Here is a 22,089-nt window from a genome sequence, read left to right on the forward strand (position 1 = left end):
AATTTAGGGACATTTATCAATTTTTTCTGTTTTTTTGTTGCATTTTTTTTAAAATAGATGTACTATATGAGTGTAAACGAATATAGTGATATGAAATATAGGAGGGATACATATGGACTTTGTAGAGATATTCAAGATGTTGAGTGATGAAACAAGAATTAGAATTCTTAATCTATTAGTAAATCACCAACTATGTGTATGCGAAATAGAGACAATTTTAGAAATAACTCAATCAAATGCTTCAAGGCATTTAAACAGATTAAAAACAGCTAAAATCATAGATTCGACTAAAGAATCTCAGTGGACTTATTACACTATCCACGAAAAATTCAAAGCAGACAATAAAAAGCTTTATGATTATTTTCTAAATCAAATTGAAACTGATGAACAATGTATAAATGACTTATCAAAATTAAAAAGGTATGAAAAAAGTAGCTACACTCGTAGCGATATGAGAGAAAAAAAAGATGAAGTTGCTACGGCATTAAAAATCAAGTGCAACTGTCATAAATAGATTCAAGTTAATGGTAATCTAATGCATGTTTTTCTAAGGTGTATAATTAATATTAAAAGAGGGTGTTCTTATGTTTGATTGGCTTTATAAATTAATTGAATTACTAGTTGTAAATGTTTTTGGACTTTCTATGGAATCTGGCATTGGTTCAAGCGTTCATTTTTTCTTCTACGATACCATTAAAATTTTGATTCTACTGGGAACAATGATATTTTTGATTTCTTATGTTAGAAGTTACTTTCCTGCAGAAAGAACAAAAAAAATATTAGAAAAATTTGGTGGAATTAAAGGTAATATTATGGCTTCATTACTTGGTATTGTTACTCCCTTTTGTTCTTGTTCTTCAGTACCATTATTCATAGGATTTGTTGAAGCAGAAATTCCACTCGGAGTTACTTTTTCATTCTTAATAACCTCACCTATAGTTAATGAAGCTGCTTTTGCAATTCTTCTAGCTTCATTTGGTTGGAAAGTTGCTCTTATTTACGTAGTAACAGGGGTTGTTGTTGGTGTTATTGGTGGAATAATTATTGACAAGCTTCACTTGGAAAACCAAGTTGAAGAATATGTTTATCAACTTAAGATGGGCAGTAAACCAATTGAAGAATTAACAAGAAAAGATAGAGTAAATTTTGCAATTCAAAATGTTAAAGATATTTTTAAAAGAGTATGGCTTTTTCTTATTATAGGAATAGCTATAGGTGCAGCTATTCATGGATGGGCTCCTGAGGAAATTTTATCACAATACGCTGGCCCAGATAATCCTCTTGCTGTGTTAGTAGCTGTATTATGTGGTATCCCTCTATACTCAAATGCGCTTGGAACAATTCCAATTGCAGAAGCTCTTATAAATAAGGGGGTAGGTATAGGAACAGCTCTGGCATTTATGATGGCAGTAACTGCTCTTTCAGCACCTGAAATGATTCTTCTTAGAAAAGTTATTAAACCAAAATTAATAGCAACATTTGTAGCTGTAACTGGAACAGCAATTATTATTGTAGGATACTTATTTAACATTATATTATAGATAAAATGAAAGGAGTGTTATCATGATTATTAAAATTTTAGGCGAAGGTTGTTCAAAATGTGATGAACAATTAAAAAATGTAGAAAAAGCTATAGAGGAGCTAGGGCTTGAGGCTGATATCCAAAAAGTTGAAGACTTTAGAGAAATCGTCGTTTACGGAGTAATGTCTACACCAGCTCTTGTAGTTGATGAAGTAGTTAAATCTTCTGGAAGAGTTCTTTCAGTTAAAGAAGTTAAAAAATATCTATAAAAAACAAATGTTAAAAATTTGAGATAAGGGAGATATTAATATGAGTAAAAAAATTAAACTATACATGCTTTCTGGTTTCTTAGGCGCAGGGAAAACTACTTTTTTAACAAGTGTATTAAATGACATTGCTGATAAAAAAGTTGGAGTAATAATGAATGAGTTTGGAAAAATAAGCATCGATGGTGAAATTATAAAAAAAGATGGAATGGAGCTTGTAGAAATTAACAGAGGTTCAATATTCTGCTCTTGCTTAAAACTTTCATTTGTAGATACTATGTGTACAATGTGTGATATGGATTTAGATTATTTATTTGTAGAAAGTTCTGGACTTGCTGATCCATCTAATGTTGATGATATTTTATTTGGTGTTAAGCATAAAAAAGGTGATTTTTATGAATACAAAGGAATAGTCAGCATAGTTGATGCTCTTCATTTCTTCGACCAATTAGAAGATTTAGAAACTGTTGAAAGACAGATTAAACATTGTCATTTAGCAGTTATTAATAAAACTGACCTAGTTGATAAAGAAACTGTTGAGAAAATCAAAGAAAAAATCACAGAGATTAATCCTAAAGCTGCTATACAAGAAGCTGCTTTTGGTAAATTCAATTATGATTTCTTAAATGAAGATCTTCTTCAAAATCAATGGGCAGAATCAGAAGAAACAACTAATACCAAAGAAAACAAACCTAAAACTCTAATGTTAACTTATGAAGATATGGTTAATAAAGAAGATTTAACTAAGTTTTTAGAAGAGGTTTCAAAACATACTTTCAGAATGAAAGGCTTCGTTAAATTAGATGACGGCTGGAATCAAGTTGATGTTGTTAATAGAAAAATTGATTATAAGCCTTGTGATGAAAAACCTGAAGGTTCCCAATTAGTACTTATATCAAAAATTGGACCAGCTGTAATAAAACCAGCTATGGAAACTTGGAAAGAACTAATCCCAGTTGAAATGAAACTTAAAAACTAAGATAAATAAAAAGCGCGAATTTCGCGCTTTTTATTTGCAAATTCAGAAAATTAATTTAATTAATTAAATTCTCTTTTTTACGAACTTTATTTTTTTAATGCTTTTTTAATTTAAATATACTATAATAATAAAGTCGTCGTTTTTTGTCGATTTTATTATTGTTTAAATTATTAAAATTTTTTAAGGTTGGTGAAATTTAAATGTCTATGGTTTTAGGATTCATATGTATATTATTAGTTCTTACTATCGGATACATATTCTCAAACGACAAAAAAGGTATTCATTACAAATCAATTGGTATTATGTTAGTATTGCAATTTTTAACTGGCTGGTTTGTATTAGGAACTGAATTAGGAATAAAAATTCTTGATTCTTTAAATTCAGTTTTTTCTTCATTAATTACAAGTGCTAGTTCAGGAGTTCAATTTGTGTTTGGTGGACTAGCTCTAGGTGAAAATGCTACGTTTTTCTTTAGCGTATTATTAAATCTAGTATTCTTTGGTGCTTTATTTGAATTATTAAACTATCTAAAGGTACTTCCATTTATAACAAAATGGGTTGGTAAAATTGTAGGAAAGGTTACAGGTACTCCACAAATAGAAACCTTCCAAGCAATAAACAATATATTCTTTGGACAAAGCGATAGTTTGTTAGCTATTAGATCTCAGTTTAAATTCTTAAATGGAAACAGATTATTTACTGTATGCGTTTCTGCAATGGCAAGTGTATCTGCTTCTATAATTGGTGCTTACATACAGATGATACCTTATAAATACGTATTTGTTGCTTTACCTCTTAACGTATTTAGTGGTTTGATATTGGCTTCTTTATTCACACCTGTAAACATCCCAAAAGAAGAGGATGTAATAGATATTGAAAATGCCTCAGAGTGCAAATCATTACTTGATGCAATAGGTAATGGTGCTACTACAGGTTTCCAAACTGCAGTTATAGTTGGTATAATGCTTATGGCTTATTTAGGCTTAATTCATTTTATTAACACTATATTATCTGCTGTAGCAAACGGTTTAACTTTAGAAACTATCTTAGGATGGATTTTTGCCCCTATTGCTTTCATAATGGGTGTACCAACTAGTGATATAGTTTCTGTAGGTGGAATAATGGGAGAAAAAATCATAGCAAACGAATTTGTAGCTATGGCTCATTTGAAACGTATATTAGAAACATTACAACCTAAATCAATTGCAATAATATCAACATTCTTAATATCCTTTGCCAACTTATCAAGTATTGGTATGGTATTAGGAACATTAAAGGTATTTGATGTGAAAAAAGCAGAATTTATGACGAAGAATGCAGGTAAATTATTACTTGTTTCAACTTTAGCTTCTCTACTTACTGCTTGTGTAGTTGGAATAATATCATAAAAAAAAGCAAGCGCTGTGAAATAAAGTGTACCCCTTAAAGTAGACATAGGTAAAAAGAACCCTATATACTTACTTTAAGGGGTCATTCTTATGCTTCAAAACTTCTAAATTACAACAACATTAGCTTGCATAAATCTGCTTAATAACTTCCTCAATATTAATATTACTTATATTTATATCATGAATGGAAAATGAATCTAATACTTTATAGAGCTGTTCTTTTAAGTTCTTTTTATTTAAATCCACTTCAACTTCTAGACTCAAATCCTTTAAACTTTTAACAGTAAATAGGTCTAACTTTTTAGGATCTGGGACTTCGAATAACTGAGCTTTAATAACTCTTTTATTTTCATAATAATTTTTTAAATTATCAAAAGAATCATCATAAACTTTCTCACCTTTGTTGATGATAGTTACATTGCTGCATAAATCTTCTATGTCACTTATATCATGAGTAGTAAGTATAAAGGTTGTTCCCTTCTCTTTATTAACATCTTTAATAAACTTCCTTATTGCGTCCTTTGAAATAATATCAAGTCCTATTGTAGGTTCATCAAGAAAAACTAGTTCTGGTTCATGAATAAGAGCATTTACAAATTCACATTTCATCCTTTCACCTAAAGAAAGCTGCCTTACTGGCTTTGTTACAACCTCCCTAATATTTAATATCTCAATAAAAAAATCTATATTTCTTTTAAATATGTTTTCTGGAATATTATATAGTTTTTTACTAAGAGAAAAAGCATCTATAGCCGGAAGATCCCACCACAATTGAGTCTTCTGCCCAAAAAGAGCACCTATATTTTTTACATATTTTTCTCTATCAATCCAAGGGGTGTAACCCATTACGTTAACTTCTCCACTTGTTGGATATAGTATGCCTGTCATTGTCTTAATAAGTGTTGATTTCCCTGCACCATTAGAACCTATTAAGCCACGTATCTCCCCTTTTTTAACCTCAAAATCTATATCCTTTAATGCTTCTACATACTTGTATTTTGTTTTAAAAACAGATTTAATAGATGAAGCTAATCCCGCTTTTGATCTACTAGTAACTTTAAAAGTTTTGTTTATACCTTTGACAGAAATTATATTCTCATTCATATTTAAATTTAACCCCCTGCACTTGTATATTTTTTCAATACTACTTTCCAGAAAAAAGAACTTAAAATAAAAAATACTACAATACTACCAAAAGTTAAAAGCACTTTTATGTCTATCCTATTCAACAGAATCTGCGCTGGGAAATAAACGAATATGGCTATTGGCAAAAAGCTCATAAACATTATTTTAAGATACTTTGTATATATCTCTAATGGATATTCAGAAAACTTCAAATAAGCTTCCATTATCCCTCGTACTCCACCATCTGCTACAGTAAGTATTATTATACTGCAATGTAATATATCTAAAGCTGCACTTAATAAAAGCCCAAAGAGAATACATAATATAAAAAGCCCAAGTTGCCATAAGGTTATGGTTAATGTGAGTTTTACTATTGAATATATTGTTAGAACTACACCTACTATCAAAGTTCCTATTCCATCAAGGCTAAAAGAAGAAGCTAATAATAGTGCCATTGGTGGAAAAGGTCTTAATAGAAATCTATCAAACTCCCCTCTTCTTATTAATCCAATGAATTGAGTCTTAGCAGTACCAAACAGAGTATTTCTAAGTCCAATAGTAGTAAGAAGCACTCCTTGAAAAAGAATTATCTGTTGTAAACTCCATCCTGGAAATCCTTTTGTTTGCGTGAAAAATAAATATTGTATCAGTGGTCCTGTTAATGTGAATAATAAAGTAATTATCATCCCAGTAAAAAAATTAAATCTATATTGCATGCTTCGTGAAATATTTAGCCCACTATTCCATACAAATACATCAATTAAACTCATAATTTTTTTCATAATTAACCTCCAACTGCACAATAATTTTTGATTACCTTATTGTACAAAAACTTGCCTAGAATAAATAATACAACACTCCAAAGCAGTTGAATAAAGAATATCTTATAGAATATAAATGTACCTTGTGCCTTTTCTGAATTTAAAAAGAATTGAATTGGCCAATAATAAACATACTTGAAGGGCAGTATATCCAATACAGTATTAGCCCAGTTAGGAAAAAAATCTAATGGTATAAAAGCCCCTCCAGCAAAATTAAATAGGAAACCTTTCAACCTTATAATAGAGTTGTTGTTTTTAATGTAAAATGCAGTTAATCCGATTATATAATTTGTAAGAAATGCTATTGCGAATCCTCCGATATTGAGAATAATAAATTTGAAAACAGAATTAAAAGTAATAAAGGTTGGAAATATTACTAATGAATAGACTAAAAAAGGTAACATGAATTGAATTAAAATAGCAGGAATTTTTAAACCTATTCCTTGTCCAAGTTCTATTTTCATTATTCCTACAGGTTTTAATAAATCAATACTTAAATTACCATTTCGTATTCTTGTGGATATCCTTGAATCTGCATAGGAATGAACGCAAGTGTTAACAAAAGTTACTGCTGCAAAATACCATACCATTTGTTCTAATGAATACCCTTTTATGTTTTGAGAATTATTATAGGCATAAATACTCCTAAATAAGGGAAGGTATATCATCACAACAGCTGAATTTACAAAGAACATTATGAAAAATGCCCTTTTGTGTTGAAATAATACCTTTAAATTTAGCTTTATATACTCGTACAGTATATTCATTCAATTCTCCTTTCAATATTAATTATTTTTCCGCGGAATATTATTATATAACACACACCCATAAATTGTAAGTCTAGAAAAAAATTTATTTTTATGGTATAATATAATAGAGGGGATTTGTATCATAACACAGTAATCTTAATTGATATCTAAAATAAAAATTAAAATATAATAAACAAACTCAAGTAATTCCTAAGAATTACTTGAGTTTGTTGAAAAAGTCACATAAACTACATCTCTAATTTTCTCTTATTCTGTTCCAAATGCTTCTTATCTCTAAAATATAACCCTGTATCTATTGAGACCATTACAAAGTTCAACATATATAAGAATATAACATTATCATATGAATTAAAAATCTTATGTAATATTCCAAAGACATAACCTACTAATAATACAAATAAAAAAGCTACACTTTTACCTTCAACAGGATTAGCAAATTCGATTTTAGTCTCAACTTACTTTTCTTTTTTATTATACTCTAAACTTACCTAATTCCAATTCCATCTTATTTGCCAATTCACTTAGCTTATCTGCGGAATTGGCAACTTCTTGTACTGTAACACTTTGCTGTTCTACAGAAGCTGTTACTTCTTCAGCACCTGCTGCTGTTTCCTGAGATATACTTGATATATTCTGTATTGAATCTACTATCGCTTCTTTATCATTATTAATCTCTTTAATAGAATCATTCATAAATTTAATTTTAGCTATACTTTCTTCTACAGATTTAGATATTCTTCTGAAGGATTCATTTACTTCTTGAACAGCATCACTTTGTTCTCCTGCAACCCTCTTAACTTCATTCATTCTATTTACAGTATTATTACTGTCTTCTTGGACTTTAGAGATTATTACCTTAATCTCATCTGTAGCCTCCTTTGAACCTTCTGCAAGATTTCTAATTTCATCAGCAACTACTGTAAACCCTTTCCCTACTTCGCCTGCTCTGGCAGCTTCAATAGATGCATTTAATGCAAGTAAATTTGTTTGATCTGATATAGAATTTATTGTATCAAGTATAGAATCTATACTCATAGTATTATTATTTAATTCAACTACAGCCGCTTCTATTTTTTCAATAGCTTTTTCATTGGAATTGGTTTTATTCTGTAACTCTTGTACCAAATTCATACCCTCTGAATTTGCTTCTGTTACCTGATTAGTACTTTCTTTAACCATTTTTGTATTATCTGCTAATTCATTTAATTTTTCAGATAAATCATAGGTAAGCTGATCCCCTCTTTGAGCATCATCTGCCTGCTCTGCCGCTCCCTTAGCTATTTCTTCTACTGCAGTATTTATTTGTTCCCCTGAAGCACTTGTCTCCTCTGAAATTGCTGCTAAACTTTGAGAAGATTCATTTACTTCACTAGATAAATGTTTTATATTGCTAATAAAACTTCCTACAGACTCTAGCATTATATTAAAGCCCTCTCCTAATCTTCCTATCTCATCTCTTGATTTAACATTAATTCTTACTGAAAAATCTCCCTTTTTAACATTCTCCATAATCCTCAAAAAGGAATCAATTGGCTTGGTTATTGTTTTTGCGAATAAAAAAGCTATTAAAATAGAAACTAATAGAGAACCTATTCCTATGTAAGTAATCCATTTAAATAAAACACTAGTATCATCATGAATTTCATCAATATAAGTAGTTCCAAGAATATTCCATTTTAATTTTTCATTTTTAGTAAATACAGCAATCTTATCGTGTTTAATGCCTTCTTCTTCATATGTATACCCAACATTTCCTTCATCATCTTCTTTTATAGCCTTTGATATATTTTCAATTCCTAAAGGCTGAAGTAAAAGTTCATTGTTAGGATGCATTATAACATTACCATCATAATCCAATATAAATACATACCCTTTTTCTCCTACTTTTAGTGAATTAACTTCTTTACCTAATTCATTTAATGTAATATCTAAAGCTAAAACCCCTACAAATTCGTTATTGCTGGATTCATTGAAGACAGGAATTGCCGCTGTTAATACTAATTCTTTAGTCTTATCATCCAAATATGGTCCAGCCCAAACAAACCTCTTTTCATCTTTTGCTTTTATATACCAAGGTCTCTCAGTAGGGTCAAATCCTTCTACATAACCACTGTCTAAATGTGAGTAGAATTTTTTAGTTTTGGTACCTATATAAATATCTAATACTTGGTCATGAGATTTCATAAAGTTATCAAAATGCTCCATCATTTCCGGCAAATGTTCTTGGTTAACTTCAATCTGCTGCAGCTCCTCATCATAAGACATCTCCATAAGACCTTTCTCAAAAACATTAAGATAATTTGTTATTATTTTATCGGTTTGCTTTACTAGCTGTAATGTAGTACTTTGTAAATTTTCTTTCAAAATATTTTTTGATTTCGAGTAAGATATTCCTCCCAGTACACCTAATGGAATAGAAATTAATAAAACAAACATTACTATTAATTTAAATCTTATTCCTTTTTTCATAAGCTTCCCTCTCTTCATTTTTTTCTCTATAAAAAATCACCAAGGAAATATTCTCCTTGGTAACCTTTTTATTTTACATTAAATTTTGATATAAATCAATAAAAAATCATAACAATCGAAAAATATCGACATAATATGATTTTGCACAGTGAAAAACCTATATATGTATTTTAAAACGATATTGCATATCTAGGTCTTAGTTATACTTTAAACTTACTCTTTGGAATGCCCTATTTACTTCATAAACGGCAGTCCTTTGTTCTCCTGCAATGCTTTTAAGATAATTTGTTATTGTTTCCTCTGATTGCTTTACTATTTCTAATGTAGAGCTTTTCAGATTTTCTTTTATAATCTGTTTTGATTTCAAGTAAGAAACTTCCCCTAACGTAGCTAATGGGATTATTTCTTGCTATCGAATCATTTAAAAATTCTTACATATGATAATCTTAAACTGTTTCTTCTTCTTTCCAAAACACACTACCTTCTCCTCTTTCTCCAGTTTTTCTGTCAAACAATGAAATATTCTTGAGCTTCCTTTAAAACACTTTTATTACTATCAAATGTTAATAAATCAAGCATCTCACTATAGTTTAGCCACCTGTATTCTCCAATCTCCTCTTCTTGAATTTTTACACACTGATCTGATGTTTTCCCAATAAAAAAAATAACTTCTTTACGAATATCTTCAGCTAAAGAATACTCAATCTTGGTTCTGAATCCCTCAACCAAAGTAATGTTTAAGCCTGTTTCTTCAAGAACCTCTCTTTTTGCAGTTTCCTTTTCCGTCTCTCCTTCTTCCACATGGCCTTTAGGAAACCCCCAATGTCCATTAACCTTACTTTTAACCGCTAAAAACTCTAAATCCCCATTTAATTTTCTGTATATAACCGCACCACATGATTTTTCCATACTCATTATTTATCCTCCTAAGATTATGTAATTAACTTGTACCATTTTTCAACATTAATTATATTTATAATAAGATATATTATTTAATGCCTAATATTAGATGACTTCTTTTAGAATATGTAAAAGTATATGTATCTCCAATTTCCACACTCTTTAATCTTTTGATATATGAGTAACCTTCATGGTCAACAAATATAGTAATGTGCCCTCGCCATCCTTCTGAAATACCAGTTACTGTACCTTGGGATATATAATTATCTTTATATATAAAATCAAGCACTGGCTTACTTAATATATTAATTTCAGCAGTAACTATACAAAGTATTAAGATTCCTTTTATTATATCTGCACATATCTTGTTTTTCATTCTTAGTTTTTTATAATATTTCCAGTCCTCTAAACCATACCCAAATACTATTAATACCAATGTTAAAACCAATATACAAATAACTTTTTTACAAATATCTATTACTAGTAGAGCATCTTTTAAATCCATATTTTCATAAGCTACTACCATTACGGTAAAATATATTAAGAATAAGCTTATTAAAAAACCAAAAAAATATATATTGGAATGCTTATTTAAAAATATTATTTTAAACAACATTTCTTCTATGGCATCTCTTTTCTTCTTTTCACCTCTCACTGGATGATTGTCTACCCTGAGTTTATTCTTTTTAACTTTTTTCATTGGCAGTTTTACTATTAGTTTTTGGTTGCATTCTTTACACCTTAAACTTCCATCAGTGTACTGCCTTTCGCATTTTGGACAATACATACTCTTCTCCTTATAAATTATCTATCAACAAGAACATTCCTGCTCCCCCACTAGTGGATGGTCTTCTCTCAAATCCGAACTTTTCATAAAAAACTTCTTTCCCCTCAGCACTCATAAGCTCAACACAGAACTTCCATCCTTTTTGTGTTTTCTCTTTTAAGAAAGACAACATATCATTAATAAGAAGCTTTCCAAGACCTTTTCCTTGATATTCTGAATTAACTACTACATCCTTTATAAAGTAAGACATGCTGTTGTCTCCTATAATTCTTCCCATTGCAATAATTTCATTCCCATCTGTTATACAAGCAGTATATAGGGAATTATCTAGCGCTAATTGTATTTGTTCAATTGTAGGATGTGCCCACCCAACTGATTCTACTAAATCAATAAATTTTTCTGCTGTCAAAATGCCTCTTTTTAATTGGATCATATGTATCCCCTTCTAGTTTATTTAATCTGCAATTTTATAGGAGTAAATCTTATCCCATCAACAATCTTTTCTGAATCAGTACCTTAGCTTGTACATCCTACTTAATTACTAGTTAACCTCATTTCTATAGTATTAGGCTTAAATCCCATAGATTCATAAAACTTTATAGTGTTATTGTTATCATAAGAAACCGTAATGTTGATATCTTCGCAGCCATTATTTTTTAACCATTCAATATGACGATTCATTAGTTCTTTGCCAATTCCTGTGCCTCGTGCTTCTTCAACAACATGGAGTGTTTGAGGCTCACCTTGATTTCCTTCAAATGTGGAAATACAGTATCCAAGTAATCTGCAACTCTCTTCATCCTCAGCCAGTGTAATTTTTATATGCTCTTTATCAAAGGAGCTGAATACATTTATTCTGTCTTCAAAAACAAGATCTGAATAGAGCTCTTTAAAAGATTTTGATATCTCCTCATGAAAGTTTCTGTTTCTCTCCCAAACTTCTTTAATAATTGCAACCTCACTAAAGGGTATATCTCTATAACAAACCATTGATTTCTTCCTCTCTTTTTATATTTTTACTAATTACATTTACCTAATCTGAAATTTCATAGGAGTGAACCTTATCCCATCAACAGTCTTTTCTAAATCAGTATCTTGAAAACCTAACCTTTGATAAAATTCTACTGCATAAGGCGATGAATTAAGGGTTATCTCTTTTATACTAGGATTATTTTCAACTGTGGATAATACTGTTTCAAATAACTTTCTACCTATTCCCTTCCTATGATAGTTTTTATCTACAAATAGCAAAACTATATGACTAACTTGTCTAGTTGCAACAACTCCAACAATTTTTTCTTTATCATAACACACCCAGAAATGAAGATTTTCATCATCAATCATATTTTTTATTGACTTAAAATCTAAAAACTCCACAAATTTTTTTATACCTTGTTCTGAAAAGTCTGGTGCTTCGAATTCCATAAAAACATTGTATATAAGCTCTAATGCTCTTTCTAATTCCTCTATTTTTAAAACTCTAACCTGATATTCTAAGGAATTATTCATACTATTCCACCTCCATTTTCTTATTGCCCCTATCTCCCTCAAGTTTTATACATGTAAATTATATCATGGAATTACAATTGCAACCATTAACTAACACATGACTCTCTTCTAAAACAAAGATATTTTTAGCACATGAAAAATACATATTATTAATAATAAAAAACCAGAGAAATTATTTCCCTGGCAATTTATATGCATAAGATTCTGACCACTAAGTGTCCATCTCCCTATTTTCTACTTTTTTCGAGTGGTGACAGTCCCCTCTATTTCAAAGCTGTTTTTCTCAAACTTATTATTTTTCAAAACTACACACTTTTTATAGTTTTCATCAATGAAGGCCTTACTATCATTTTTAGTAAATGTACAGTTTTCAATTGTTACTGCTCCTTCAGCTGCTCCATATCCAGATATAAACTCATCAAATTTAGCTTCATTATTTTCAAAGATACATTCATTAAATTTTACGTTGTTACATGTGTTTATTATCGCTCCATGAAACTCTTTATTGTTTCTGAAAATAGAATTTTCAAAACTAATATTAGAAGAGTTATCTATTGTCATTATTCCATAACTACATTCCTCTATAATTGAATCTTTAACAAAGATATCATTTGTACCTGTAATTGTTAACCCTTCAGTACCACATCCATAAAGGACACAATTTTCAATATTGATTTTTTCACAATAGTCAAACTTCAAAACTCCGCCAGTACAATATCCTTTTCCTCTTGTGTGACCTATAGTAAGATTTTTAAAATTAATTCTTGAGCAAGAGTTAAAATTCATCACATTAGCATATCTTGGATCAACATATAATTCTACTCCCTCTTCCCCCTCTAACGTCATATCTACTATGTTACTGAAGATTATTTCTAACCCATCAAAAACTTGACCATATCTCACACATGAACCTTTTTTATCATAATTTAATAAGTCATACTTACCTTTTTTTAAACGAATCGTCCTATGTGATCCTAATGCAGCTACCAATTCTTCACTACTTGAAACAGTAATCACTTCATTTTCTGCTATTTTATTTTCTGATATAAATATCTTTTCATCTTCTTTTATTGTAACCTCTTTAATACCAACTATTTTCTCCTTAGAAAAATCATATAAATTGATACTAACTTTTTTTGCTTCTATATCTGGATAAATGTAATTTACTTTACCTAATTCAAGTATCTCAGTTATGTTTTTATTTTCTTTATCAACTAACTGAAAATAATTAACATTAAAGTATTCAGAGTATCCTTCAGGTGTCATATTCAATGATATTACTTGTCCAAGTCCACTTTTGTTTTTTGTTATAAATAATTCAAAATACATTTTTTCACTTACTTCTTTTATAATATCTCCATCATGTTTCTCATAAACAACCTTATTACCATATTCATCAAAATAAGTAACCTGAGGAATTATATTTTTATCAACCTCTTTTCCACTTTTTGTGTCTATCCATTTCCCTTGTGTACTCTTGATATATATAGGTTGTCCTTTTTTAATTTCAGCGCTTCCTATCCCTTTGTGTAATTGCTCAAGTGAATATCCTTTGTCCCCAATAACCACAGTGAATGCAGGAATATCTGCAAAAGCAATTGTTTCCATAAAGAAAACCATTAATAACAATACTGTAATAAATCTTTTCTTTAATTTCATAACTAATCCCCTTCTTACAAAATGAATTTTATACCAATAAAATTATATACCTATTCCCTCTCCCATTAGTTACATAATAATTACATTTTTGTTATATAGAAACGTGAATTAGAAATGCAATTAGAGCTATTCCTTTCTCATATGAATAGTGCTTATCGCTATTTTAATTTTTTCCACTTAGCACTTCTCCCTTTACCTACAACGTCAATTTTCCCTTCTTGCTTTAATTTATTAAATACTCTATTAATCGTAGATTCTCCAATATCAGGACAAATATTTCTAATTTCCTCTTTAGTAAAATAACCTAAAATTCCTTCAATGGCCTTCTCTACTCTATGACTTTTACTTCCTTTAGTTTTAATTATAATTCCAACTCTATTCTCTAGTTCTTTATACGCTCTAATCATAACTCCTAAAAAATATTCAAGCCATATATTAAAATTATGGCTCCCATCATGCCAGAGCATTGAAGATTTATTCAGTGCTTCGTAATAAGTTTCCTTGCTATCATCTCTTTCTCCTTTATTTATTAATATTATCATTTTATCATAAACATATTCATTTTCGCATAAAATGAATATGTTTATTTTAAATTATAGTATTTTACTATAATAAAACATATTCATCTACGCATTAAATGAATATGTTTTGTTATAGTAAAAGGAGGAACTGTTTTCCTCCTTTAATATATAGTATAAATATTATTAACTAGGCATTTTGTTAGTTCAAGATACTCGTTTATTGCGTCTAAAGCGATTGTTAATTATCAATCCCTTGTATCATAATTAAGAAAATTGTGAAGCAATTACAGTTTAATCCCAGAACATTTCCGATAAATTGGAAATTACTTTTCTAATTCCATAAACATATACATTGGTATTTTGGATAACCATTTAATTCTTGATGACATATTCAGCTGTTCTTCTGATGGAATTGGCTCATTCAAATCCACTACTGTAAACTTGTTCCTTATGAAAGCTTTGATATACTCTGATAGGGTTCTATGTCTATATATTACGGAGGTATCAATACCTTTAATATCTCCAACCCATTCTGTTGGATTAAAATAATCGCTAACTAACACCTTTATTTTATCATCTTCCAATATCCATTTACTTTCTTTTGGCTTAAAACATGGATGCAATATAGATATAAAAACCCTCCCATTAGGTTTTATAACTCGATATATCTCTTTTAATGTCCCATCAAGGTCTTCTACATCCATTAACATCATCGAGCAAAGCACAACATCAAAAGTGTTATCAATGATGCCTGTCAATTCATTAGCATTTCTACATAATGCCTTAATGTCCAAGCTCTCTTCTCTAACCTTATTTGTAACATAAGTTGTAAAAGTTTCAGAACAATCTACAGCAGTAACAATGGCTCCTTGTTTCGATAAGGCTCTTGAATATCCACCTTCACCACACCCTAAATCAAGAACTTGTTTTCCGTGAACATCTCCTATTTTTTGCAAAGTATATGGCATTATATAATATAGTCGGAAATCATTTGTTTGAGCTTTTTCAACCCAAGTATCTATGCAAACTTGATTCCAGCATTCTGTTGAACTATCTTGTTTCATTTTACACCTCCAATTAATCTATACCTTACCCACTCCATGACATAAAAATCACATATAATTGAACATATTTCCTTTGTGAAGTAGCCATTTGGAGAAATAAGGTGCGTAATATTATACTATTTCGTCGTAATAATTATATTTCCTTTACAACGTAATACAAACAAACTATGTCTTAAAAACAATTTAAACTGTTTCTTCTTCTTTCCAAAACACACTCCCTTCTCCTCTTTCTCCAGTTTTTCTGTCAAACAATGAAAGATGAACTTTATTATATTCAAATTTATTTACATCCTTATTTAAACTCACATGAACTAAGTATGAATATGTAGCTTGTCCATTACTTAAATATTCTGAAACTTTATTAACCTCATAAACTTCAGATTTTTCTCCATTGACTTGAACCTCTATATCTTCCTTTGTTAATTCAGGAGAAATATCAATTATATCCAGTGATTCATCTACAGTTTTTTCTTTAAAATTCATATCTCCTGCTTCTTCAAGTTCATTAGCCCTCTTTAAGCTCATTGGTCTAAAATATAACATTAGCTGTGGGAATCCACGTTTAACAGGAAAAGCTGTTAATGAGTATATTTCTAAACCATCAATTTGTGCATTTAACTCCATATCCTCAAATATTGGAATATTCCCTGCCCAATATTCTAGGTAGTTTACTTTATAATCTTTACAAGCATAAAAATGAAAGTATAATCCCTTTTCTGTTTTAATCTTATATCTACCCTGATCATCAGTATATGTTACATGAATATCCTCAAACTTCTCATTCATCAATCTTACTTCTGCTCCCGATAACGGAGTACCATTAAAATCTGTTACCTTTCCATAAACCTTAACCTGTTCATTTACCATACCTTATCCCCCCATTAATTTTAAATAAATATCATTTTTATATCTCAATATAATTACAATGCTAACATATTAATAAATTATTTTCTATATTTCCTATATTTTCTAATATATAGTATGTTAATGTAAAAACATAAGCAATTTCTCGGAATCACTTTTCATCTTAAATACATATTTGATTTTATAATTAATAATAAAAATAGTAAGACTCCATAACATAATTAGCTTCATATTTTTCACATATCCCCAAACATGTTCTGCGACTACAACAAAACTCTGATAAGATTGAATATGGAAGTATATTCATATATAATTAAGTCATAATTTATCATTTAAGGAGAATTCAACTATGGAAAATATGACAGAATTAAACTTAGATTTACAATCTGAGAAAGAAAAGCCCCTTTTAAAGGTGCATACCTTTTTCTTATTTATGCTTGTTTGGTCAATAGCGATGCAATTTGTTCCTTCGCCTGAAGGTACATATCAACCTTTAGCATTATTTCTGCCTTGTGTATTATATTTTATATTTGATAGACAAGCCTTCAGAAGAATAATTGTTAAGTTCAAGCCTTTAAAGATGAGTGCTCTTTTAATCATTCCATTAATTTGGATATGTATGTTACCTTTAGACATTACTATCATTTCTACATATGAGGCATTGTTTGGAGATGAATTATCCACCCTAATTACTTCCAATACTGTAACTAATCCTTGGATGTTGATTCTTCTAACTGCTGTAACTCCAGCTGTATTTGAGGAATTAGTAATGAGAGGAATAATTTTGGATGGTTATAGAAATAAGAAAGTCCATATTGCTGCAATAATGAATGGACTTATATTTGGAATGATGCATTTAAATACATTTCAATTTACACACACCTTTGCAACTGGAATTGTAATGACATATTTAGTGTATATAACAGGTTCTATTTTTTCTTCAATGTTGCTGCACTTTATAAATAATTCTTTTCCCGTATTTATAGAAATTTTCAGTAACCCAGCTGTATCTGAAACAACTGAAGTGGCAAGTACTACCAGTTCTTTTGAGCTATTTATGATGTTTATTCTCGCTTTGATTGGATTATTTATTACTTTTAAGTTATTTAAAAAATTGTGTAAAATATATGATGTAAATATTAAGGAAGATAACAATACCAAGGTATTTTCTCATGAAGAAATTATTAATTTACCACTTGTTGGAGTAGTATTAATATTCATATTAGTTAGCGCCCTTATTATTATTGCTCTTGTTCTTGAAACAAAGGGCCTTGCATAAAAATTTATACCTATGTTAAGCACATAAAAATAGAGATGTATCTATACATCTCTATTTTTTAAATCCAGCATTTAATTTAGCCACATGTTTCCTACGCAAATACTTCTTTACTTTCCTTCTCCTTATCTTCAAGAAGTTGATTTGTATAAAGATTGTAGTAATATCCTTTTCTCATTATAAGCTCTCTATGATTACCCGCTTCAGTAATTTTTCCTTTTCTTATTACAAGGATTTTATCTGCTGATACTATAGTAGAAAGTCTATGAGCTACTACAAAGCTTGTTCTTCCTTCAAGAACTTTTTCTATAGCACTTTGTATCATTCTTTCTGTTTCTGTATCAATAGAAGATGTAGCCTCATCAAGTACGAAGAGAGCCGGATCTGCTACAATTGCTCTAGCAAAAGAGATAAGTTGCTTTTCTCCTGTTGAAAGATTTCCTCCCCCTTCACCAACCTCAGTATCATAACCTTTTTCAAGCTTCATTATAAAGTTATGAGCATTAACAAGTTTAGCTGCTCTTTCTACTTCCACTTCAGTAGCATCAAGCTTTCCGTATTTTATATTATCCTTAATAGTTCCACTAAATAGATGAGGACTTTGCAGCACATAACCTATATTAGATTGAAGCCATAATAATGACCTTTCTCTATAGTCTTTTCCATCAATCAATATCCCTCCACTGTTAGGTTCGTAGAATCTACAAATAAGATTCACAATGGTACTTTTACCTGAACCTGTTTCTCCTACAAGCGCTATAGTCTGCCCTTTCTTAATCTTTAAGTTAAAGTTATTGAGAACCTTTTCTCCATTCTTATAGGCAAAACATACATCTTTAAATTGGATTTCACCTTTAATTTTTTCCCAATTTTCTTCTTTAGCATGAAATAAGTCACCGTACTTAGCTATTACATCTTCTTTATCCCATATATCAGGCTCAGTTTTTATTAGACTTATTATTCTTTCAGCTGATGCCTGTGCATTTTGAAGTTCTGCAATTGTTGCTGCTAGCTGACTAACTGGCTCAAAGAATTGTATTGTATAAGTGATAAACATTACAAAAGTACCATAACTCAACCCCAATGTTATAACGCTATTTCCACCTACCCATAAAGCAAGCCCTGTTCCAATACTTCCCATTGATATAACTATTGGAAGAAATAATGAGGAAAACATAGCTGCCCTAACAGCAGAATTTCTCATACTTCCTGCATCGTGTTTAAACTCTTTTAAATTCTCTTCTTCTCTAACTAGAGTTTTAGTTGTTTTAGCACCTGAAACTCCCTCACTAAAGTCCGCAGTTATTTGAGAATTTAGCTTTCTAACACTTCTATATGATTTTAATATTTTCTTTTGAAAGAATACACCTATAAAAAATAGTGGCAATACAACACTCATACTTATAAGGGTTAACTTTACATCGTGATACAGCATTATACCTATAAAACCAATCATCATAACCAAGGCCCATACCATATCTATTAATCCCCAGGAAATAATTTCGCTGAGTCTTGCTACATCTGATGTCATTCTTGCCATAAGCCATCCTACTGATGAATTATCATAATAAGAAAAGGATAACTGTTGAAGCCTTTTAAATCCAAGCTTTCTTATATGATATGCAAGATGTGTTTCTATTTTACCTGCCTGCCTTATAAATAGTCTTACATTTATAACCTGAAATATAATTATCAAAAAATATACTAAGGCGAATAATCCTAACCCCTTTGTTGTACTCTTAATAATAAAATTATCAATAGCGTATTTAGTCATGAGAGGCATTACTACATCTATACCTGCAACACCAATCATTATTATTCCTGCTATTAAAAGTGCATTTTTAAATTCTGTAAGATATTTAAAAAGCTTTCTCCATATACCTATATTTAACTTTTGCGTAACTTTATTTTCTTCTAAATTTTCTTCTATTCTAGCCATCTCTCTCCACCCGCTTTCCTATTACTCATTACATGCTTTCTTTTCCTCAGCAAATGTATCTAATGAGTTTTGAATCTCCCATATTCTTCTGTAAATACCATCTTCCATTATTAGTTCATCATGTGTTCCCATACTTTCAATTTTTCCATGATTTAATACTATAATTTTATCTGCATCCATAACAGTTGAAATCCTGTGTGAGATTATGAATGTTGTATTATCGCTACTTTTCTTATTAAGCTCTGTTCTTATTATTCTATCTGTTTCAGCATCTACTGCACTTAAAGAATCATCAAATATCAGTATTGGCATATCCTTTATAAGAGTTCTTGCAATTGCGACCCTCTGCCTTTGTCCTCCTGATAATGTAACACCTTTTTCTCCAACTATAGTGTCATAACCATTTTCAAAAGAAGTTATAACCTCATGAACAGCAGCTGAAGAAGCCGCATTATGAATTTCTACATCCTCAGAATCCAATTTTGCTATTTTAATATTCTCCTTTATTGTTCTTGAATAAAGAAATGGCTCTTGAAGTACTATTCCCACATTACTTCTCATCCATTTTCTTTCTATATCCTTAAGCTCTGTTCCATCAATTTTAATAGAACCATTATTATAGTCATAAAGTCTTAATAGAAGGTGTACTAATGTTGATTTACCTGAACCTGTAGGACCGACAATAGCAACAGTTTCACCTTTATTTACTTTAAAGCTTATATCATGAAGGACTCCTTGTTCCTTTTCATATTCGAAACTTACATTTTCAAAACTTATTTCACCTTTCACCTCTGGTTTAATAGCTTTTCCGTATTCCTGTTCTACAGGTACATCAAGAATTTCTGTTATTCTTCCTAGTGAAACTGTCATTTTACCCATATCTGAAAGAATTCTTCCAAGCTGTCTTACAGGCCATAGTAACATTCCTTCATAAGTGGTGAATACAACTAAAGTACCTAAACTTATTTCTCCACTTACTGCAAAGTATACTCCTGATATTAAAACCAAACCAATCTGAGTCATGCAAAGTAAATCTGACAATGACCAATAGTTTGAAAGTAACTTTATTAGTTTAAAAGTAAAGTCTCTATACTTTTTGTTTTCTTCTTCATATTTTTCGATTTCGAAGCTTTGTCTTCCAAATGCTTTTACAACCCTAACCCCACTTAAATTTTCTTGAAGTATAGATGTAAGGACACCCTCCTGCTTATCTGCCTCTTCAAAAGTATGCTTAATTTTTTTGAAAAACACGTATGAAAATACAAATATAAAAGGCACTACAATCATAGCAATAAAAGTCATCTTAACATTTAGAGACAACATCATTATAAGTGCGAAGGTAACCATAAAGAATGATCTTCCTATTTGAACCAGTTGGTTTGCAAAGAATTTTCTAACTGTCTCGACGTCAGAAGTACATCTTTGAATTAAATCCCCTGATTCTGCATTAACATGATATTTATATGGTAGATTTTGAATGTGATCATAAAGTTTTGTTCTCATATTTCTTGCTATATTTTCAGCTGCCTGTGCTGAAAGCTTTCCTTTCAAGAATAAGAACACACCTCTTGTACATGTCAGAAGTACAATTGCTAATGAACAGATCCATATATTTCTCCAAAGAACCTCTCTCCCCCCTACTTTGGCAATAAGATTTGTAATTGCTACTGGAGCATCTATTGGTTTATCTCCTATTATAGAGTCAAGTGTTACCTTAATAATCATAGGCTGAATCATTGATACAAAGGTAGCTACTGCAATAGAAAGAATTGCCGTAATATATAATAATCTATTTCCTTTAGTTAACTTTAATAATTTTTTCATTTTTGTCACCCTCCCTTAAGTGTGAAATATTCACTGTCCATTCTTTCTTGGACAAAGTTCAAGTATAGAATTGAGGATCCCAATCTTTATTTTTTCTTTTTTTAAATACTGTAATCATACTTTTACACTCCTCTTTCAATAAATTTATGAACGTAAAAAGCCGAAGAATAAACATTCTACGGCTTTGTAAACATAAGAAAGTTAGACTTATGTATTTGAATTAATACATAATAATCCCACTAACAATATTAAAAGCCATAGGCACACAACCTATGGCTTATATATTCAATATAAATAAAATTAATCAATATTAAAGATATACCCCAAGATCGTGCTTATTTAATTTTCTAAATTTCTCTGAAACGCCAGTAGTAACTCTAGCAATTTTCCCTCTAAACAATCTATT

Annotated in this window: 22 protein-coding genes; 6 read left to right on the forward strand and 16 right to left on the reverse strand. The window is 30.0% G+C overall.

The genetic code is table 11. From position 1 onward, the window contains the following. The first annotated feature begins 112 nt into the window (after positions 1-112). From KDK92_RS04190 to KDK92_RS04210, 5 genes are all read left to right on the forward strand, one after another. The gene (locus KDK92_RS04190) at positions 113-514 is read left to right on the forward strand and encodes an ArsR/SmtB family transcription factor (RefSeq protein ID WP_250857799.1); all 402 of its coding nucleotides are present in this window, start codon (positions 113-115) and stop codon (positions 512-514) included. 70 nt (positions 515-584) lie between these two features. Further along, positions 585-1,541, forward strand: a complete 957-nt coding sequence (locus KDK92_RS04195) for a permease (protein ID WP_250857800.1) — start codon at positions 585-587, stop codon at positions 1,539-1,541. 22 nt (positions 1,542-1,563) lie between these two features. After that, positions 1,564-1,791, forward strand: coding sequence for a thioredoxin family protein (locus tag KDK92_RS04200; RefSeq protein ID WP_250857801.1), 228 nt, complete (start codon positions 1,564-1,566; stop codon positions 1,789-1,791). 40 nt (positions 1,792-1,831) lie between these two features. After that, a complete protein-coding gene (locus tag KDK92_RS04205) occupies positions 1,832-2,767 on the forward strand; it encodes a CobW family GTP-binding protein (protein WP_250857802.1) in 936 nt (311 codons plus the stop codon). 200 nt (positions 2,768-2,967) lie between these two features. Beyond that, positions 2,968-4,155, forward strand: coding sequence for a NupC/NupG family nucleoside CNT transporter (locus KDK92_RS04210; RefSeq protein WP_250857803.1), 1,188 nt, complete (start codon positions 2,968-2,970; stop codon positions 4,153-4,155). A gap of 120 nt (positions 4,156-4,275) precedes the next feature. Here the strand turns inward: KDK92_RS04210 and KDK92_RS04215 are convergent, their stop codons facing one another. From KDK92_RS04215 to KDK92_RS04280, 14 genes are all read right to left on the reverse strand, one after another. Next, positions 4,276-5,259, reverse strand: coding sequence for an ABC transporter ATP-binding protein (locus KDK92_RS04215; protein WP_250857804.1), 984 nt, complete (start codon positions 5,257-5,259; stop codon positions 4,276-4,278). An 8-nt stretch (positions 5,260-5,267) separates the two neighbouring features. After that, positions 5,268-6,062 carry an ABC transporter permease gene (locus KDK92_RS04220; RefSeq protein ID WP_250857805.1) on the reverse strand — a complete coding sequence of 265 codons (795 nt, stop codon included), beginning with the start codon at positions 6,060-6,062 and terminating at the stop codon, positions 5,268-5,270. Positions 6,063-6,064: 2 nt separating this feature from the next. After that, positions 6,065-6,868 (reverse strand): ABC transporter permease, encoded by an 804-nt coding sequence (locus tag KDK92_RS04225; protein WP_250857806.1) that lies wholly within the window; start codon positions 6,866-6,868, stop codon positions 6,065-6,067. A gap of 474 nt (positions 6,869-7,342) precedes the next feature. After that, positions 7,343-9,340 (reverse strand): methyl-accepting chemotaxis protein, encoded by a 1,998-nt coding sequence (locus KDK92_RS04230; protein WP_250857807.1) that lies wholly within the window; start codon positions 9,338-9,340, stop codon positions 7,343-7,345. Between the two features lie 196 nt (positions 9,341-9,536). Beyond that, on the reverse strand, positions 9,537-9,707 hold the full coding sequence (locus KDK92_RS04235) for a hypothetical protein (protein ID WP_250857808.1): 171 nt from the start codon (positions 9,705-9,707) through the stop codon (positions 9,537-9,539). Between the two features lie 140 nt (positions 9,708-9,847). Continuing rightward, the gene (locus KDK92_RS04240) at positions 9,848-10,255 is read right to left on the reverse strand and encodes a bis(5'-nucleosyl)-tetraphosphatase (protein WP_250857809.1); all 408 of its coding nucleotides are present in this window, start codon (positions 10,253-10,255) and stop codon (positions 9,848-9,850) included. 73 nt (positions 10,256-10,328) lie between these two features. Then, entirely contained in the window at positions 10,329-11,027 is a 699-nt protein-coding gene (locus tag KDK92_RS04245; protein ID WP_250857810.1) for a hypothetical protein, read from the reverse strand. Between the two features lie 10 nt (positions 11,028-11,037). Then, positions 11,038-11,460: a GNAT family N-acetyltransferase gene (locus KDK92_RS04250; protein ID WP_250857811.1), complete on the reverse strand. Its 423-nt coding sequence runs from the start codon at positions 11,458-11,460 to the stop codon at positions 11,038-11,040. A gap of 101 nt (positions 11,461-11,561) precedes the next feature. After that, positions 11,562-12,017 (reverse strand): GNAT family N-acetyltransferase, encoded by a 456-nt coding sequence (locus KDK92_RS04255; protein WP_250857812.1) that lies wholly within the window; start codon positions 12,015-12,017, stop codon positions 11,562-11,564. Between the two features lie 39 nt (positions 12,018-12,056). Continuing rightward, positions 12,057-12,536 carry a GNAT family N-acetyltransferase gene (locus KDK92_RS04260; protein WP_250857813.1) on the reverse strand — a complete coding sequence of 160 codons (480 nt, stop codon included), beginning with the start codon at positions 12,534-12,536 and terminating at the stop codon, positions 12,057-12,059. Between the two features lie 234 nt (positions 12,537-12,770). After that, complete coding sequence (locus tag KDK92_RS04265) at positions 12,771-14,195, reverse strand: right-handed parallel beta-helix repeat-containing protein (RefSeq protein ID WP_250857814.1); 1,425 nt, start codon at positions 14,193-14,195, stop codon at positions 12,771-12,773. A gap of 158 nt (positions 14,196-14,353) precedes the next feature. After that, positions 14,354-14,737: a Fic family protein gene (locus KDK92_RS04270; RefSeq protein ID WP_250857815.1), complete on the reverse strand. Its 384-nt coding sequence runs from the start codon at positions 14,735-14,737 to the stop codon at positions 14,354-14,356. A gap of 302 nt (positions 14,738-15,039) precedes the next feature. After that, positions 15,040-15,780, reverse strand: a complete 741-nt coding sequence (locus KDK92_RS04275; protein ID WP_250857816.1) for a class I SAM-dependent methyltransferase — start codon at positions 15,778-15,780, stop codon at positions 15,040-15,042. A 183-nt stretch (positions 15,781-15,963) separates the two neighbouring features. Further along, complete coding sequence (locus KDK92_RS04280) at positions 15,964-16,647, reverse strand: carboxypeptidase-like regulatory domain-containing protein (RefSeq protein ID WP_250857817.1); 684 nt, start codon at positions 16,645-16,647, stop codon at positions 15,964-15,966. A 346-nt stretch (positions 16,648-16,993) separates the two neighbouring features. Here KDK92_RS04280 and KDK92_RS04285 point away from each other — a divergent pair, with 346 nt between their 5' ends. Further along, positions 16,994-17,923 (forward strand): CPBP family intramembrane glutamic endopeptidase, encoded by a 930-nt coding sequence (locus tag KDK92_RS04285; RefSeq protein ID WP_250857818.1) that lies wholly within the window; start codon positions 16,994-16,996, stop codon positions 17,921-17,923. 91 nt (positions 17,924-18,014) lie between these two features. Here KDK92_RS04285 and KDK92_RS04290 read toward each other — a convergent pair whose 3' ends face one another. Then, complete coding sequence (locus tag KDK92_RS04290; RefSeq protein WP_250857819.1) at positions 18,015-19,859, reverse strand: ABC transporter ATP-binding protein; 1,845 nt, start codon at positions 19,857-19,859, stop codon at positions 18,015-18,017. Positions 19,860-19,880: 21 nt separating this feature from the next. Beyond that, the gene (locus tag KDK92_RS04295) at positions 19,881-21,683 is read right to left on the reverse strand and encodes an ABC transporter ATP-binding protein (protein ID WP_250857820.1); all 1,803 of its coding nucleotides are present in this window, start codon (positions 21,681-21,683) and stop codon (positions 19,881-19,883) included. Between the last annotated feature and the right edge of the window lie 406 nt (positions 21,684-22,089).

The sequence above is a fragment of the Oceanirhabdus seepicola genome (assembly GCF_023684385.1).
GTDB lineage: Bacteria > Bacillota > Clostridia > Clostridiales > Clostridiaceae > Oceanirhabdus > Oceanirhabdus seepicola.